Below are 17,602 nucleotides of genomic sequence, written 5' to 3'. Positions count from 1 at the left end.
TGAAACCGTCGCACGCCGATGATAGTGCAGTTACCTGTGCGAAAGTAGGTCACCGCCAGGCACCTACCTCAAGCCCCTCCCGCTCCATAGCGGCAGGGGCTTCTTATTGCGCTCAATACAGCCGCCTCAATCGCGACGAAGCCACCGGAAGTTGGGTGCCCCCATGCGCCGGGTTTTGTCGGCGCAGCCGAACGACAATAACAGACTGGACAGCGTATTGCTGGGGGCATTTCGCGGCGATCAAGGGGCAAGCGATCAGGAAGCGCGCCTACGCCGCCCGCGAAGGGTATCGGTCGGTGCCCAGAGTGCAACCGCCAACAAGTGTGCGCGCGTCTACGATATTCGCACATCCGGTGGCTGTAGCCAGCCTGACGCCACTCGCGGGGGCAACGCAGTCACAAGGGGGCAGTGAAATGGGATGCTGCACAACTCCGATGAGGGCCTTCGGGTTTTTTGCTTCGGCATTTTTGAGATGACCAGCGCTCGGTTCCGGCGAGGTGCGACGGGCTACGCTTTCGCAACGCGACCATCAGCGGCTGCCGAACGTCCCCGAAGGGAAATTTGCAGGGGGATGGAGACGATTTCCGGCGCAGCGGCCCCGAGATCAGTGCATGGCTCAGGCGTCTGTCGAGTGCTCACGGACACAACCCCTGAGCGTTGGGGCCATTGATTGAACGCCCTAACGAACAGAGACCCGTCAAACCCCCGCGGCCGGAAGGTTCCCTGTCAATGGCCGGTTCAGCTTTCTCCCATCAGATGCACCAGAGCGTCCATAATCGCGTTTGCCACCGCGTGTGGCGGTTCGAGGTAAAAGGCTTCCCAGGCCTGAGACACGACCTCGTGATAGCCGTCCCGGTTTTCCGGGTGCTGTTCCAGCCACGAAAGGCGGACCGCGTGACCGATCAGGATGTCGGTCACCACCGTGTCATCGATCCGCAAGTCCGGATTGTCGCGCAACATTGACGCAAGCGCGCGCAGGGCTTCCACGGTCAATTGACGGTAGACGGGTGCCTGGATTTTGTTTAGCAGATGCTGAACTAACCGCTTGAAGGTCTGTTCGCCGGAAGTCATTTGAGAGCGGATGGCGTCGCTGTCCAAGCGGCGCTCGCTGTTCATCTTGTCCCCGATCATGAGGCCGTGGGAGCGCTCGAGAATCAGCCACACGCCTGCGAAGAACGCTTCGCTTTCTCTGCCCACGCTACCACGGTGTTCACGCCATTCCTGCCAATCTCGCGCTGAACCGAGGTCTGCGGGATCTAGGGACCTCCGGAATCGCCCCGTTCCCAGTTCCCGCTGGGGCCCCTCGAAATGTAACGTCTCGGCGTGTCCGAGTTCATTGGCGCTGGTGTCGTAGTCTGCCAGGGTCTCTCGCAGCAAACCCAGCAGCGCGTGTGGCGGCAGGTTGCAGAGTTCAGAGTAGATCTGGTCGAGTGAGAGGCTGCATTCGCGCTTACGCCGGGCGATCATCAACTGGAGAATATGACCAACGCGCAGGGTATGCATGTCCTCGAACCATTCTGGATGGGTCTTTATCAGCATGCCGAGGTAGATGATCAGTTCCTGGACGATGACTTGCTGACTGACATCGTCCGGGTTGAACGTGCGAATGGCTTCGAGGATTTCGGACGAATCTGCCGGCCGGACCAGCGTTGCCTTGTCGCTGTAAGACCGCCCTACCGTCAGGGCGTGCTGGCGTACCAGGATTTCGGTGGTGGACTGTTCCAGATCGATGTCGTACTTGCCGAGGAGGCCGGCGCAGCGCCGAACGATGGACCATGCGTGCTGGTTTCCCGCTCGCTCGTAGACCTCCTCGAGCAACTCGCCGACACAACAGGTACCCCCATGATTCGCTCTGAGGTTTGTTTGGAAACCGGGCCCATGCCGTTTGTGCAGGATCTGCAGTATGGTCGTTTGGCCCGCCAGGCCCCTCTCTTGCCTCAAGCAGTCCATGAGTCGACCGTCGTCGGCGTTCTCCCATTCCATCGACTGACCTGGGTCGAGAGAGTTGAGTGTAGCGGGCTCATCGGACAGCAACGCTGCCGAGCAACGCCGCTCGACCGGGCTCCACAGAGAATCGCTAAACCGGAAATCGTGAAGATAGTCGATCGTCTCGCGACTCGCGATATTGACGAAGTCCGCAAGGATTCCCACCTCCACTGCCGCACCGCTTGAGCCGCCGGCCCGCAACTCGCCGATGAACTCCAGCAGGGCTTGGGCATCGACCTCAAGCATGTTGGAGCGGATCCGTATGGCCAGCAATGGCGGGCGCTCGTTATCCCAATGACGCGCGATATAGCTGAGTTCAGCCCGGAGCCGCTGGATCAGCAGCCGATTGTCCAGGGCCAGGTAAAAGCCGCGTTGATTCATGAACTGCGGCAAGAACACCAGGAGTTCGCCCGCCAGTTGGTAAAAGCGCGACGTTGAGAGCGACCGAAGCTGGCGCAGTGGGCGACCGGTCAGGCCGAGACGGTCGTTGCGGCCCACTTGCGTGTACGCGACCGCTAGTTCACCGGCATCTCGTACCTGGATCGGGGCGACCTGAGTCAGAGTCTGCGCGAGAACGTCGTGTTCACGGAGCCGTTCCCGCACACGCTCATCGTCAGCGAGCAGCGCGACGCGCACCCGGCGATCCACGAAGCCTTGGCGTGCGCGATGTCGGCCAATCGGGTCGATATCGCTCGCCTGGAGTAATCCGTCCTGTAGCAGGCAACCGAGAATGTAGAGGCTCTGTGCCCAGACCAACGGGACATTCTGATTGGGCTCACGTTCCTGGCTGCCCGGGGTCCGCTGCTCTGCGGCGATCAGGGAAGCGGGCACGACATATAACTCCGGCAACAGGCGCGCTCCGTCCCGGTCTACCAGCAGCGTCTCCAGACGTTTGCGATACTCGCTGGCCTCTTCAGTGCGTCCCGCGAACAGATGGTTCAGCAGCAGATAGGTGAAGAACAACGGCCACTCGCACTCGATGTGCTGGAATTGTTTCAGCTCATGTGGTTCGTAATGCAGCCGATGCGGGTCCTCGTTGGCCGCTTGATGACCGTCGAGCAGGAACCGCTTACACCCAAATCGGCCCTGAAGCTTTTCGACGATGCGCGCCTCGGTCTTGGTCCGTACTCCGTTGTCATCGACGGCGAATGCCGGGAATCCGGTGATGCTCAGCAACGCAGCGTCCACCTCCTTGGAAAAGGATTCGCGTGGCAGCAGCGACTCTAATGCTATCCGTGTGCGCGCGATATCGTCGGGCACGACGTGCACGACCGAGGCCTGACCGCCGGATTCGCCAAAAAGCCTGCAGCCAGCCATGGCTTCCAGAGCCGCTTTGGCCATACCGACGGAGCTGGCATTCAGCTCCGCCAGGCCGTGATTCATCTTGTTCCCGCGTTCCCAGATGCCGTAGTCGGGTGTACGGTAGGCTCGACTGATGTAGTGCACCAGATTCTGCACGAAATTCACTTCGTCCAGCGTGAAGATGATGCGGAGACCTGACGCTGTCATCTGGGCAAGCATCAGTAGGAATAGAGACGTCGCGTCGAGCTGTAGATGACCCCATTCCTGATCGCCGACCACGACCTCACCGGTCCCCGTCTTGTACTTGGCATGCAACGCATCGAGCGGGTGTTGGGTATGCTTGAAGCGTTCTACCTTGGCCGACTGGCGTAGCATCGCGGTCAGCAGCCCGCGCATCAGTTTTACGACGCTCTGCTCGAGTAGATACACACGCTCTTTGCTGCCATCGACGCGCCGGTAGGCGAGCGCGAGGCCCCACACCGAGAGGATGCTATAAACATTGTCCCGGACCCAGGCATCGGTGTAGTTTCCGTGCCCGTTCACGGCGGTGCTCGCCGGCAACAGTCCGGTGATGCAGTCCTGCCGACTGAGGATAATGCTGCAAACGTTGCGGAAGTGGGCTTCCAGGGGGGCGTCTGAACTGGGTTGGATTGGCATCTGTTTGTCCTTTCAATCACGGCGCCAACGACTCGGCATGCTCCAGCCTCGGGCAGAGCTGCTCCGATTTGGGCCGCCCAAGCGATATGGCGGGCTCTGACTTGGATCTTGCCTTGGCTACCGATGCATGCAGCAAGTCCCACGCCATTGGCTATTAGCCGGCCTCGCCTCTCCTCCAGCGCATCTCAGCGAGAAAGCACTCTCGATTCCGCTGGGGTAACTCGGATCGCCACGCCACCCTCTGTGCTGAGTTGGAGTCGCACCTACCCCACGGTTCCGCGTGGAATGCATCGCCCCAAGCAATGAGGACGCTGCGCCGACAGCTTCACCGCAGTTTGCGAAGACCAAAGCGGCCGTACTTGCGCCCCAATAGGGATGATGAGATGCCCTTGTCCCACTGCTGAAAGGGCTTCCGGTGCGCAGAAAGACGCCACGCGCGCGAACCGGCCGGTTCCCTTGCCGTCTGGCTGCCCTGTTACGAGCACACATGGTCAGCTTTGACGCCGCGGACTCGCCAACATCTGTCCGCGATTCGCGCTTAAACAGAAGGGTTTTCGTTGATGGGGCCAGTTCTGCTAAACTTTTCGCCTTAATCGAGCAGCTCTGTTTCGTTTTCCCTTGAATCCTTTGGCGGACTTGGTTTTTCTTCTCGCTGGCTAACGGAAGTGCACGAGCGGGTTTCTGGGGTCGAGAAGTCTCCCAAATAAGGGGGTCACCAAGGTCTGATTGCGCTGATTTCCGATAGTGCCTTATTCTTGGCGTCGACAGGGATTTATCGGCGCTTTCGTGTGAATAATTACAGTTAATAACATGCGATATGCGATCTGTATTCTTGCTCACGACAATCCCGACCTCTTGTCGAGGATCGTAAGCAAAGTCAGTCAGCCAAATACCGATGTTTTGGTTCACATCGATAAAAAGAGCGATCTGACAAGGTTCTCTGGGATTCCTGGTGCCGTGTTCATACCGGCGCGTGAGAAGATCTACTGGGGAGGGCGCTCAATCGTCTTGGCGATGCGCAACATGATTCAGTTTGCCATGGAAAAGACCAGCTGTGATTATATCTTATTTGTCAGCGGCCAGGATTACCCTTTGGTTTCGCCCGCTGTTTATGGTTCCTTAATCGACCCGAAAAAAAATTATATAGAGTATGAGGCGCTCCCAAAGCCAGAGTGGCCAGAAGGTGGTTTCGACAGGCTAAAACATTACTACCTATTTGACAACAAGGATCATCTGCTCAGCAAGATTGTCCTCAAGATTCAGCGGACCTTGCCGTTCGAGCGACGGAATAAGCTGGAGGAACCTATTTTTGCTGGCAGTCAGTGGATCAATGTCAACCGAGCCACAGCTCAGTATATTCTGGACAATTGGGATAGATATTTCGCCTATTTCAGGTTCGCGCGGGTTCCGGATGAAATGATTTTTCAGACTATCGTATTAAACTCCGAGTTTTCGAGAGTCACTGAAAATAACAATCTTCGCTATATTGATTTCCCGCCGCGGACGCCGCATCCCCGTTACTTGACGCCAGGTGATCTCGATTCGGCACGTGCCAAGAATGCCCTTTTCTGTCGCAAGATTGCAAATCTGGATGTATTCGAGCAGTTCGAGGCGGCATTCCATGTTTCATGACATCAGTATACGTATCCGGATTAAAATAACAGGCTTCGGCGCCCACCACGGGGTTTGGCCCGCCTGACGCGTGGCAAATAATCCCGATGCGAGCCTACATTTTCGGAAGGAGAAGGTGATGCCAACCTACGATTATTTTTGCGAGGCTAACGGCGTGACCGTTGAAGTCAGTCACCCGATACGTGATCGCTTGACGACTTGGGGCGCAGTTTGCGGCGCTGCCGGGATACCGGTCGGCGACACCTTGCCCAATGCGCCGGTCACCCGGTTGATATCGCGCGCCGGCGTGATTCAGTCCGGCGCTCTGCGTAACCCCGAACTACCCCCTTGCCAGACAGGTGCCCCGTGTTGCGGCGCTGAGCGGTGTGGATTCGAATAACGGCGGGATGCGGGCCGTGATGTTTCATCGGTCTCCGCCTGCGACCTGCACCTGGGTCAATCCGCAATGACCGGGTCGCTGAGATTGGTCTGCCCGCATTGTTCGAGCGTGAATCGGCTTCCCGCCGACCGGCTGAATGACGGTGGGCGCTGTGGCCGGTGCAAGCGACCGCTGTTCGTCGGTGAGCCCGTGGAACTCAACACAGCGAATTTTCACACGCATCTGACTGGCGGCGATCTCCCGCTCGTGATCGACTTTTGGGCTCCGTGGTGTGCGCCGTGTCGGGTGATGGCTCCCGCCTTTGCCCAGGCGGCCAGATCGCTGGAACCGCACTATCGTCTGGCGCGGCTCGATACGGAAGCGTATCCGAGGCTGGCCGAGCCGTTCCATATCCGCAGCATACCGACCCTGCTGTTGTTGCAGGGAGGCCGGGAAGTCAGGCGACAGTCGGGTGTCGTGGACGTTGGGTCGATCATCCGATGGGTCACGGGTTAGCGGTGCAGAGTAGTGGCTTCGGGAATTCGGACAGCAGCTTAGGTGGGTTTCTGCTCTAATCACGGCCCCCGCGAGGGGGTGAAGCAGGAGAGCAGAGATGAAACGAACGCGCCGCAATCATTCAGCGGCCTACAAGGCTAAGGTGGCGCTGGCCGCGCTGAGGGGGGACAAGACGCTGGTCGAGTTGAGCCAGCAGTTCGATGTCCACGTGAACCAGATTACCCAGTGGAAAAGCCAGCTGCTGGAACGGGCCAGCGATGTCTTCGCGACCGCCGCGGAGCGGAGCGAGACGGCCGGGCCGAACGTCAAGGAGCTCCACGCCAAGATTGGCCAACTGGCGATGGAGAATGATTTTTTGGCCTCCGCGCTCGGTCGCATCGGCGAGGTGAGCGCAAAGCGATGATCGAGCCCGCTCACGCGCTGCCGGTGGTGCGTCAGTGCACGCTGCTGGACCTATCCCGGTCTTCGGTCTACTACGCGCCGCAGCCGGTCACTGCGAGCGCGCTGGCGCTGATGCGGCGGATCGACGAACTGCACCTCAACCACCCCTTCGCCGGCGCCCGAATGCTGCGGGATTTCCTAATTCAGGAGGGGATTACAGTCGGGCGTCGGCACGTCGGCACGCTGATGAAGCGGATGGGCATCGAAGCGCTGTACCGGCGCCCGAACACCAGCCGCAAACACCCCAAGCACCCCGTTTTCCCGTACCGCCTGCGCGGTCTGGAGATCACCCGGCCGAACCACGTGTGGGCCATGGACATTACGTATTTGCCGATGCGGAAGGGCTTCGTCTACCTGGCTGCGGTGCTCGATTGGGCCACCCGGCGCGTGCTGAGCTGGCGCCTGTCCAACACCCTGACCACGGACTTCTGTCTGGACGCAGTCGAGGCCGCCTGCCAGCGCTTTGGCTCCCCGGAGATCTTCAACACCGACCAAGGCTGCCAATTCACCAGCAGCGACTTTGTCGAGTTGCTCAAGACTCATGGCATCCAGCAGAGCATGGATGGGAAAGGTCGCTGGGTCGACAACGTGTTCGTCGAACGGCTCTGGAAAAGTGTCAAGTACGAGGAGGTCTACCTGCATGCCTACGACTCGGTCACCCAGGCACGACACGGATTGGAATGCTATTTCCGCTTCTACAACGAACGCCGTCCGCATTCCTCGCTTGACGGGAAAACACCGGATCAGGTGTACTTCGAAGCGCTGCCATCCCAAGCGGCAGCTTAACCCGCAGGAACCCACTTAGGTCCGATAAATTCCTGTCCAAACTTCCGGAGCCACCGCTCAGGCGCTAGTCACGCGGTCGCAGCAAAGTCGTCCGGACAATCCTTGGCAGCGGCACTAACGGGTCGTCCGCGATGACGGCCTAAGCAGTTGCTCGAAGCGCTTCGGGCGTGAAAAAAAGAAGCCCTGGCCCATCTGAATACCACCCTGTTTGAGTGCCTCGGCTTGCGCGCTGTTTTCGATGCCTTCGGCAATGAGTTGCAGGGGGGCAGAGCGTTGCAGATCCGAGAGATGGCTAAGCCACGGAGGGGCTGGGTTGCTGCGATCAATCTGCCGCACCAGGTCAGGGTGGATCTTGACGAAATCGAAGGTCAGGCGTGAAAGGACGGCAATGTTGGCGCCGTTCAGCATCACATCATCAAGCGCAATGCGGGCCGACGAATACTGCGGGATCAACTCCAGCGCTTCGGCGCCCATCTGATCCGGGATTCCTCGTTCGGTGATTTCGAGGACCACCTGGTGTGACAATTCCCGCAAGCCCGATTTCTGGCTGGCGTATTCGAGGCCCCCGCGGCCGAGGATCTCGGGCGGGACATTGATGCTGACGAACAGGTCATCATTGACCTTGAGCCAGGCCCCGAGTTCGTCGGCTACGCGTTCGATCACCCAATAGGTGATCAGTCCGGACAGGGGCGTATTTTCGGCCAGGGGGATGAAGTCGGAGGGCATCACGAGGCCCGTCGGTCTCTGCCACCGGATCAGCGCCTCAACGCCGTTCCAGCGGCCATCTTCGAGCGCCACGATGGGTTGGTACTCCAGAAAGAATTCGGTGCCGGTAAGCGCGTCATAGATTTCACGCAGATCGATCATTCGCAGCCAACTCCTGAATGCCCTTAAAGGCTGTTTGCGATTTGCGGGTCGGTCATCAGGATCCGGTCCTGCAGTGCCTTGACACGCCATCACGCGACTTTGCCACTTCGGTTATCGAAAGCATTACGCAGCAAGGCAGATCACGCAACACCCTGCCAGGCGGCGCCGACAATCTTCTTTCTTGACCGTTCGTGTCAGTCCGCTAACCTAGCGTCTGTCATGACCACGCAAGCGCCGTAAGACAGACGCCTCGTGTGGCCGCTTTAAGCTGAGCATGCAAACAGGAATCGGGAGTACGCATGACGAAGAAGACGATGGCAGACTGGTGGGAAGAGATGCATGCGTCGGACGGCGCTGCCCCGGATGGGGACGGTTTTCGGGAAGGTGTCGAGGGCTTGTACGCGAAGCTTGGCAGAGAGCCCGCAGTCGAGTCATCGATCGAGGTGCTTCGCAAGGAGATGGCTGCCGTGTACCGGGACATGCGGAGCGGTCGGATCGACTGCCAGATCGGCACGCGGCTCGCTTATGTGTTGGACCTGCTCAGGAAGACGCATGAGACTACGGTCATGCGCGACCAGCTTGGTGCACTCGAAAAGGCGGTGGAGAAGCGCTCGGAAAGTGAGGCGGGCTGGCTGGGATTGCCGTTTCGGGATCCTGGGCCGCGTTAGCTGCGTGCTCCGCCGGGTGTATCCCCCCCCGGGGAGCCTGCTCCGAGGCCGCGTCTGCCAAGCCCTTGCTCGCAGCCCGGGCCGGCACGGGGCTGGCGGCCTCCGCTGCTGAAGGGGCTGTTCGGACGCGTCCCCGCAGCACAGGGCGGGGGGTCATCGCCGCTCGCGCGCCCCGCGATCGATGGTCTCGTCGTCCGCACCGCAGTGATCCATGTCACATTCGGCTTCCAGCCACATGGCATTGATGATGCCGAAGGCGCAGGCGAGGCCCACGCCGAGTACCCAAGCGAAATACCACATGTCCGTTCCTCAATAGAGCGTGTGCTGATCGTTCAGAACTTTCTCGGGCGTCACGCTGCCCCAGAGCACCTTGTAGACCCATCGGGTGTAGGTCAGCACGATCGGCAGGAATACCACGGTGATCCAGAACGCCAGGGCCAGCGTAAACTGGCTGGAACTCGCATCCCATATCGTCAGGCTGTGCCCCGGGTGGCTCGACGAGATCAGCAGGTAGGGGAAGAGGCCGAAACCCAGCGACAACAGCATGCCGCTGATCCCGAGTGAGCTGAACACGAATGCGAGGCCCGTGTTGCGTGTGATCGCCGTCCTCCAGGCCAGCAACAGTCCGCCGAAACCGACGGCCGGAGCGGCAAACATCCACGGGTGCGCCGCGAATTGATCCAGCCAGCTGTGGGCATTCGTGACCGTCTTCGCGAGCGGATTCGAGGCGGCGTCCGTGCCCGGCATCGTCGCGATCTCCGGGAGAGACGTTCCGTACGCCACCCACAGCGTGGCCAGCGCCAGCGTGGCCAGCAGCGCCGGCCCTAGGACCCGCATGAGGTTCAGGGCACGCTCGTGCAATGCGCCCTCGGTGCGGAGTTTCAGATAGATCGCGCCGTGGAACAGACACAACAGCAACCCGACGACGCCGCACAGCAGAGCGAACGGATTCAGCAACCCGAAAAAGCTCCCGCTATAGTAAGGGCGCAAGTCACTATCGAAGTGGAAGGGCAGCCCCTGAACGAGATTGCCCACCAGCACGCCCAGCAGGATGGGGGGCACCGCGCCGCCGATGAACAACCCCCAATCCCAGGCATTGCGCCAGCGCGGATCCTCCAGCTTGCTGCGGTAATCGAAGCCGGCGGGACGAAAAAACAGCGCGAACAGCACCAGGAGCATCGCGATGTAGAGGCCCGAAAACAGGGTCGCATAGACCAACGGCCACACCGCGAACAGCGCGCCGCCGAGCAGAACCAGCCAGACCTGATTACCTTCCCAGGTGCCGCCGATGGTGTTGATGACCGCGCGGCGCTCGAGATCGTTGCGGCCGACGAAGGGCAACAACGCTCCGATACCGAAATCGAAGCCTGACGTCAGCGTGAAGGCGATGATCACGACGCCGGTGAAAATCCACCAGATCACGCGCAGGGTTTCATAGTCGAACATGGTCGTCTCCAGATGGGCGGGATCGGCTCACAGCGCCGGCGCGGCGGCCTTGGTTTCGAAGTGGTAGCGGCCGGTGTGGAGGCTGCTAGGCCCGAGCCGGATGTACTTGATCATCAGGTACATCTCGATCACCAACAGCGCCGTATAGAAGAACAGGAACCCGCCGATACTGAACCAGAGCTGCTCCGTGCTGATACTGGACACTGACATTGATGTTGGCAGTACGCCGGAAATGGTCCATGGCTGGCGCCCGTATTCGGCGACGAACCAGCCGGCCTCGGACGCTATCCACGGCAGCGGGATGCACCAGACTGCCAGTCGCAGCAGCCAACGCTTCTGGTCGGCAACCCGGGTCGCGCAGAAATAGAACGACATGGCGAACACGAACAGCATCGTAAAGCCGGCGGCGACCATCAATCGGAAGACCCAGAACATGGGTGCGACCCGGGGAATCGTATCGGCGGCTGCCTTGCGGATCATCTCTTCTGAGGCATTGGCCGGCTCTTCGGTGTACTTTTTCAGCAGCAGTCCATAGCCCAGGTCGACCTTGTGCTGGTCGAAACGCGCCCGGGTTGCTTCGCTCTTGTCGCCCGCGCGCAGCTTGGCGAGTTCGCCATAGGCGATCATGCCATTCCGGATGCGGCGCGTACTGTCCTCGCGCAGATCCTTGATCCCGAGGACTGGTTCGTCGATCGAACGGGTGGCGATCAGGCCGAGTGCATAGGGGATCTTGAGGGCGAGGTGCGTCTTCTCCGCGTCCTGGTCGGGGAAGCCGATGACCGTGAAGCTGGCCGGCGGTTCATGAGTCTCCCATTCGGCCTCGATCGCGGCGAGCTTGATGCGCTGCGTCTCGCCCGAGGTATAGCCGCTCTCGTCGCCCAGCACGATCACCGATAGCACCGACGCCAAACCGAAGCCGGCCGCGACTGAAAACGAGCGCCGCGCGAAACCGAGGTCACGCCGCTGCAGCAGATACCACGCGCTGATACCGAGTACGAACATCGACCCGGTGACGTAACCGGCCGCTACGGTATGCACGAACTTGACCTGTGCGACCGGATTAAAGAACACGTCGGCGAAGGACTGCATTTCCATGCGCAGCGTCTCGTAGTTGAAGGCTGACCCGACCGGGTGCTGCATCCAGCCATTGGCGATCAGAATCCACAGCGCCGAAAAGCTGGTGCCGAATGCGACGGCCCAGGTCACGGCGAGGTGCTGAACCTTGCTGAGTCGGTCCCAGCCGAAGAAGAACAGTCCCACGAGCGTCGATTCCAGGAAGAACGCCATCCAGCCTTCGCTCGCCAGAATCGGACCGAAGATGTCGCCGACATAATGCGAGTAATAGGCCCAGTTGGTGCCGAACTGGAATTCCAGCGTGATGCCCGTCGTGACGCCCATCGCGAAGTTGATGCCGAACAGCTTGCCCCAGAATTTCGTCATGTCCTTGTAGACCGGCTTGCCGGTCATCACGTAGACCGACTCCATGATCGCCAGAATGAAGCTCATGCCCAGCGTCAGCGGCACGAAAAGGAAGTGGTACATGGCCGTGAGGCCGAACTGCAGCCGGGAAAGACTGACGATCTCGTCGCCGATGATCATGGCGATTCTCCTTGAGTGGCCGAGGTGTTGGGGCGAAAAAACAGGTCGCTACGCGAGGGCTTCGGGCGGTCCGGGTCCGGGCGAAAGAACGAAAACCACAGCCAACCGAGCACCAACACCTTGAAGGTGAGCGCCAGTGTCAGTTCCAGCTTGAGCCGGCTCCGGCGCGGAGAGCCGGTGCCGGATGACAGCTGGGAATCGGGTGACGGCGGCGATGCATCCTGTAGCCGCTGGGGCTTCATCGAAGGGTATTCCTTGGTTCGATTGTCACCCTAGCGTGCATCCGTCATGCCGTCGTGGTCAAGTCTCTCGAAAAAAGGCCCTCCTTGGCCAAAAGGGGAAACACGCTGCCGACACGGGGTGCGTCCGTCCCAGGGACGCGATCGCTCCGGCGCTCAGCCATGTCGGAGGCCCGCTTCCATGCCGCAGGCCTGATTCGCCGGCAGGGCTTGATCAATGAATTTCGGATAGGGCAGGTCGAGTTGCTCCATGATCTGAATGAACTCATCCCGCGTCCTTGCTCCCCCAAGGCGTGGATTGCGGTCGCGCTCCTGGCGAATCGTCGAGACGGTGTTGCCGTTGTAGTCATGCCCCGGATAGACCAGCGTATCCGGCGGCAAGGTGAAAAGCTTATCGTGGATGCTGTCGAAAAGCCGGCCGGCATCGCCTTGCTGAAAGTCAGTACGGCCGCAACCGCCGATGAACAGCGAATCGCCGGTAAATACCCGGTCGTTCATGACGAAGCTGATGCAACCGGAGGTGTGTCCCGGGGTATGGCGCACGCGGAATTCGAGGCCGCCAACCTGCAGCAGAACCCCGTCGGTGACCAGAAGATCGGCGCACATGGCGCCAGCATCGCGGTGCACCACACTCTTGCTGCCCAGGCGTTCACGCAACAGCCCGGAGCCGGTGATATGGTCCGCGTGCACATGCGTCTCCATCGTGTAGATCAGTTCGAGCTCAAGTTCGTCGAGTTGCCTGCAATAGCCATCGACCTCGCTCGCCACTGGATCGATCAGAACGGCGCGACGGGTACGCTTGCAGCCGAGCAGATAAGTGTACGTGCAGGTTTCGGGCTCGAAGAGTTGATGGAAGATCATGGTCGGGGGCTCTCTGGCTCGTCTAAGCGCATTAGGACATTTTAATGCACTAATGCAAACAACATACCAGGATCAGGGTCATCAGGGGAAGAACCGCGGGACAGCAGCGGGGGGGCGGGACAAGGGCCGTCGCTGATCAGGCCCAAGGCGGCCCGGAACTGGTGTCTCAGCCCCTGGCGAGGGCCTGATGCCAACGCCTTGGGTCCTGGTTTGGCGGCGCGGACCGGCGGTCGTGGTGATGAGCTCGGTCCCGCGCCGTTGGCCTTTGTGATTCAGCGATGTCTCAAGTGATGCGTGACTGAAACATCGACGCAGCCGTGAAACTCGTCACGGCAATGTGCCGGCAGGGTTTGCGGAAACGCTGTCAAAACGCGTCAGTCTGGCACGACACGGTGTGTCTTGCAGGGTTCATCTAGAGCTGTGATGGACGATCGGGAGCGGTGTACCGGACGGCGCAGTCTTGGTTCCGTTTTTTCGGCGAGGTGCCTTGCATTGCGTCGGTTCCGCCCGCTATGCGGGCGACCGCGACGGGTTGCCGAATCGCGCTCAAGACCTCAGCAGCGACCCGGCTTTCGACGAGAGTTTCGGGCTACTCGGGAAACGCGTAGCGCTCGCGGATCCACTGTCCGATAACCGTGCGCTGAAAGCCCAAACTCTTGGCCAGCAATCGGAATACGCCGCGATTCCAGTCCGCGATGGAACGCTGTCTGCGCCATTGCGGGATCAACCGGATCGCATGCAGCACGACCGTCAGATACTGTGTGGCCAGCGACAGAACGCTGCTGTCGAGCGTTGACAAGAGCGCCATTGACCTGCGCCGGCCCGTAGGGCTGGATCGCCAGTAGGAAAAGATGCATTCGCTGAGCAACTGGGCTTCCGGTGTCTGAGCCAGGAAGGCTTCGCGCAATTCCTCGGCCAGTGTGCGCCGCGTAAGCTGCAAGCGATTGCCGAGTCGCGCATAGCGCTTCAGGGCGGCCGGAATGTCCATGCCGGTCTCACGCAGTGCATCGCGCAGGATCAGCGCATCCTTGACGGCTGCGGTGATGCCGGATGCAGTCAGTGGATGGCAGCAGCCGCGCGCATCGCCGATCAGGGCCACATTGCCGCGCGTGCTGGCTTCGGGAACGATGCAGAAATTCGGCGCGGCGAGGGGTTTGCCGGCCGCCAGCACCGCCTCGATGTCGCGTCGGAAATCCTCGGGAAAATTTTTCAACTGGGTTCGGATCGACTCCTTCGCATCGGCATCGCGCAGGATCTCGAACATTACGCGAGCCCGCCCGCGGCCGATCGCATAGGCATAGGAGACACCCGCCGGGCTCAGGAAAATATTGCCAAAGCCCGTGTGTGGCAAATTCTCGTCGTTGACTTCCAGTCCCATCATCGCGGAATAGCGCTGCGTCGCGTGGGACATGCCAATCAGCTTGCGGACCTGGGACAGGGGTCCGTCCGCTGCGATCAGGAGTTTGGCGCGCACTCGGGTATCGCCCGTGTCTTCGCGGACGACGGCCGTAAAGGTGTCCCCGTTCTGGGTCTCCATCGCGGTGACCCGGGCATTGGTCCGAATCGATACGCCGGGCAGGGTGCCGACCTTTTCGAGCAGTCGTTCCTTGAGGAAACGGTGCTCGACCACCAGTCCCGATACCTTCGCATCCGACCGATCGCTGTATGGCAGGACCTCCGCGTCCGGCGCGCCACGCTGCGACTCCCGAAAAATGGCGAAACCATCCACCGGGACGCCTTCCTCGCGAATGACGTCGAGCAGTCCCAACTCACCGAGTCCGTCGACGCCCGGCGGATGGATCAATTCGCCCGCCAGCCGCCGACCATGGGCCGGGCCGGGCTCGATGATCTGAATCGTCAGTCCGAGTTGGGCCAAGGCTGCCGCAGCCGCGGAACCCGCCACGCCCCCCCCGGCGATGAGTACGTCGACGTCGGCCAGATCATTCATAGGCAACCTCTTGAACATGCTTTTGAGTTCTTTTTTGGGGGGCAAGGCGCTCCGGAGGCAGCGCGGCAGCGCTGAGCCGGTCATGGCGCGCAAGGGCCCACGCCGGGAAATAGGTGTGATAAAGGCGGTAATCGAGCATGGCAGCGCCGAAGAAGACGCCGTTGACGGCCTGCCGTGGCCAGTCGCCGTCAGGTTGTTGCTGGTTTCTGAGCCACTCGACGCCGCGTCGGATCGCGGGATCATCGGGCGTGGCGCACTCCAGCAAGGCCAGCAGCGCCCAGGCCGTCATGACCACCTGACTTCGCGCGTGCTCGACGTATCGGTCTTCCAGGCAACTCGTGTAGTGCTCGCCCCAGCCGCCGTCATCGCGCTGCTTCTCCCTGAGCCAGCGCCCGCAGCGCTGCAATGCCGGATCTGCGACCGGTACTCCCGCGGTGCGCAGACCTTTCACCACATGGAAGATGGCATAGGTGTAATTGATGCCCCAGAACCCGGGGTAGGATCCATCGGGGTGCTGGCAGCTCCGCAGCAGAATGATGGCCCTGTCGATGGCGCGGTCGATCGCGCCGTTCGGCAGGTCTGCATGGGATCGGCGATAGTGTGACAGGGCGGCCAGCGATGACGCGGTGCACTCGATGTAAGACAGCTCGGTCATGCACTGGCCGAACATCTCGGACGGGTTGATCATTTCGAGCAGGCGTCCGGCGCGGCGTCTCTCGTACGTGCCGAACCCGCCGTCGGCATTCTGCCGCGACAGGATGAACTGCACTGCCTGCAGGAGACGCTTCTCATCGAGCCGCGGAATCGCGTCGTAGGCCGGATGGTCGTAAAGCGTCAGCAACGCGCTCAGCGCCTCGGCCGTGCAGTCGCTGACCGGCCAACGGTGTTCGCCGTCGGAGAAGCACCACCCACCGAGCGATAGATCGCGCCAGCCTTCCCGATACCCGTCCAGCTCCTCCGTCATCTGTGCTCTATCGAGGAACGCGTGAGCCTTGCTAAGTGCCCTGGCCAGGCCCGGCGTCGTCACCGGCGCCTCAGTCAGGGCCTGAACCACGAACGCCGTGTCCCAGGTGTTTGAGCGTGCGCCGACATAGCGGATGCCTTCCTCGCGATCCTGCCAACGCCAGGCCTCGGCACCTTCGAGGCTCGGCAGCAGATCAGGATGGTGCGGGTCGTGCGCAAAGATTGCCAGACAGTCGAGCAGGCCATTGACCGGAGAAATGCCCTGATAGCGGCTGCTGCGTTGTTCGTACAGGATCCGATCGAAGCAGACGTCGAGGCCGCGACGGCGCCAGGCCGCGATCGGCCGCCGTTCATACCAGGCCAGCACGTCGTAGATTTTTCGCAGCACGGGGCTGATCGGGACATAGACGTCGCTGGCGGCGAGTGTATGGCGCAGCGCATCGAAGTCGATCTGGTCGTAGGGCCGGTCGTACAGTTCCTCGCGCAACGCGTCTCGCATCCCGTCGGGCAACGTCGCGACGAAACGCACGCCGAACAGGTAGGCGATGCCCAGGTAGATCTGGCGCGTGTGGCAGTAATAGCGGCGAGGGTGAAACGGTAGCCACTCCGGCAGCAGGAACAGTTCGGGCGGAATCGAGTTGAGGCCGCGGTATTCGTACAGCCCCAGCATGGCCAGCCAGAACTTGCCCCACGTCGGGATGCCTTTCACGCCGTCGGGCTGGGAGGCGAGCCAGCGGCGCGCGCCGACCAGCATGTGCGTGTCCGGTGGCAAACCGAGCAGGCGGAGCGCCACATATGCCAGCGTCGTGAAAAAGACATAGCCCGGCGACTCGGGGTGCATGCCCCAAGAGCCGTCATCATGTTGATAACGCTGGAAGTACCTGATGATCGCCGGCCGGTCCTCGTCCGGATAGGGTCTACCCACGACGCTGCGGACGATGATCGCCTGGGCCAGGATCATCGTGCACCAAACCATCTCGCCCTCCCAGTCGCCGTCTGGCTTCTGGATTTGCAGCAGGCGCGTCAAGCCGCGCTCGGTCGCTGCACTCGCGTTGGGGAGGGAGTCAATGGCGATATTCAATCCAGGGTCTCACAAGATCAGATGCCACCGGTCAATGCGGGCTAGCGACCATCTTCCGCCGGACGGCGACAAGCCGGGCGACGCAGGCAAAATCGTAACAAATTCAACACAAACAGTTCCAATACTACCACACGGTTGCTGGGTGTGATATGTGCAATTCGACACATGTTGCGCCAATGTCCACAGCCGGACGTTTCCGGCGAATCGAACCCCTTGGCCGCCGGCACTATGCCGCCGGTACGGATCGCGGTG

Annotated in this window: 13 protein-coding genes; 4 read left to right on the top strand and 9 right to left on the bottom strand. The window is 60.9% G+C overall.

Annotated features, from left to right (window positions below):
- Window positions 1–738: 738 nt before the first annotated feature.
- Entirely contained in the window at window positions 739–3,945 is a 3,207-nt protein-coding gene (locus BWR02_RS14240) for a phosphorylase b kinase regulatory subunit alpha/beta (RefSeq protein ID WP_139558608.1), read from the bottom strand.
- Between the two features lie 810 nt (window positions 3,946–4,755).
- Between BWR02_RS14240 and BWR02_RS14235 the strand changes: the two genes are divergently transcribed.
- The 3 genes from BWR02_RS14235 (at window position 4,756) to BWR02_RS14220 (ending at window position 7,678) form a co-directional block, all read left to right on the top strand.
- On the top strand, window positions 4,756–5,577 hold the full coding sequence (locus tag BWR02_RS14235) for a beta-1,6-N-acetylglucosaminyltransferase (protein ID WP_139558607.1): 822 nt from the start codon (window positions 4,756–4,758) through the stop codon (window positions 5,575–5,577).
- A gap of 445 nt (window positions 5,578–6,022) precedes the next feature.
- Window positions 6,023–6,451, top strand: coding sequence for a thioredoxin TrxC (trxC, locus tag BWR02_RS14225; protein WP_139558605.1), 429 nt, complete (start codon window positions 6,023–6,025; stop codon window positions 6,449–6,451).
- Between the two features lie 97 nt (window positions 6,452–6,548).
- Window positions 6,549–7,678 (top strand): IS3 family transposase gene (locus tag BWR02_RS14220; protein ID WP_456237931.1). Its coding sequence is split into 2 segments (ribosomal slippage): window positions 6,549–6,816 and window positions 6,816–7,678, totalling 1,131 coding nucleotides; the frame shifts between segments, so codons are not numbered across the junction.
- A gap of 114 nt (window positions 7,679–7,792) precedes the next feature.
- On the opposite strand, the gene BWR02_RS14215 is transcribed toward BWR02_RS14220, so the two are convergent.
- Window positions 7,793–8,545, bottom strand: coding sequence for an EAL domain-containing protein (locus tag BWR02_RS14215; protein ID WP_162560170.1), 753 nt, complete (start codon window positions 8,543–8,545; stop codon window positions 7,793–7,795).
- A gap of 299 nt (window positions 8,546–8,844) precedes the next feature.
- On the opposite strand from BWR02_RS14215, the gene BWR02_RS14210 reads away from it, so the two are divergent.
- On the top strand, window positions 8,845–9,213 hold the full coding sequence (locus BWR02_RS14210) for a hypothetical protein (RefSeq protein WP_139558602.1): 369 nt from the start codon (window positions 8,845–8,847) through the stop codon (window positions 9,211–9,213).
- A 153-nt stretch (window positions 9,214–9,366) separates the two neighbouring features.
- On the opposite strand, the gene cydX is transcribed toward BWR02_RS14210, so the two are convergent.
- The 7 genes from cydX to BWR02_RS14175 all read right to left on the bottom strand — a co-directional run bounded on the left by cydX (window position 9,367) and on the right by BWR02_RS14175 (window position 17,350).
- A complete protein-coding gene (gene cydX, locus BWR02_RS14205; RefSeq protein WP_129882680.1) occupies window positions 9,367–9,513 on the bottom strand; it encodes a cytochrome bd-I oxidase subunit CydX in 147 nt (48 codons plus the stop codon).
- 9 nt (window positions 9,514–9,522) lie between these two features.
- The gene (gene cydB, locus BWR02_RS14200) at window positions 9,523–10,659 is read right to left on the bottom strand and encodes a cytochrome d ubiquinol oxidase subunit II (RefSeq protein WP_139558601.1); all 1,137 of its coding nucleotides are present in this window, start codon (window positions 10,657–10,659) and stop codon (window positions 9,523–9,525) included.
- 27 nt (window positions 10,660–10,686) lie between these two features.
- Window positions 10,687–12,255, bottom strand: a complete 1,569-nt coding sequence (locus BWR02_RS14195) for a cytochrome ubiquinol oxidase subunit I (RefSeq protein WP_139558615.1) — start codon at window positions 12,253–12,255, stop codon at window positions 10,687–10,689.
- Window positions 12,255–12,500, bottom strand: coding sequence for a hypothetical protein (locus tag BWR02_RS14190; RefSeq protein ID WP_139558600.1), 246 nt, complete (start codon window positions 12,498–12,500; stop codon window positions 12,255–12,257). The genes BWR02_RS14195 and BWR02_RS14190 overlap by 1 nt, the downstream gene beginning before the upstream one ends.
- A gap of 153 nt (window positions 12,501–12,653) precedes the next feature.
- Complete coding sequence (locus tag BWR02_RS14185) at window positions 12,654–13,358, bottom strand: MBL fold metallo-hydrolase (protein ID WP_139558599.1); 705 nt, start codon at window positions 13,356–13,358, stop codon at window positions 12,654–12,656.
- 589 nt (window positions 13,359–13,947) lie between these two features.
- Entirely contained in the window at window positions 13,948–15,306 is a 1,359-nt protein-coding gene (locus BWR02_RS14180; RefSeq protein ID WP_328591524.1) for an FAD-dependent oxidoreductase, read from the bottom strand.
- Window positions 15,299–17,350 carry a 2,3-oxidosqualene cyclase gene (locus BWR02_RS14175; RefSeq protein ID WP_236102246.1) on the bottom strand — a complete coding sequence of 684 codons (2,052 nt, stop codon included), beginning with the start codon at window positions 17,348–17,350 and terminating at the stop codon, window positions 15,299–15,301. The genes BWR02_RS14180 and BWR02_RS14175 overlap by 8 nt, the downstream gene beginning before the upstream one ends.
- Window positions 17,351–17,602: the final 252 nt, after the last annotated feature.

It is taken from the genome of Methylotetracoccus oryzae, from assembly GCF_006175985.1.
Taxonomy (GTDB): Bacteria; Pseudomonadota; Gammaproteobacteria; order Methylococcales; family Methylococcaceae; genus Methylotetracoccus; species Methylotetracoccus oryzae.
This window is presented reverse-complemented; position numbering and strand designations above follow the sequence as displayed.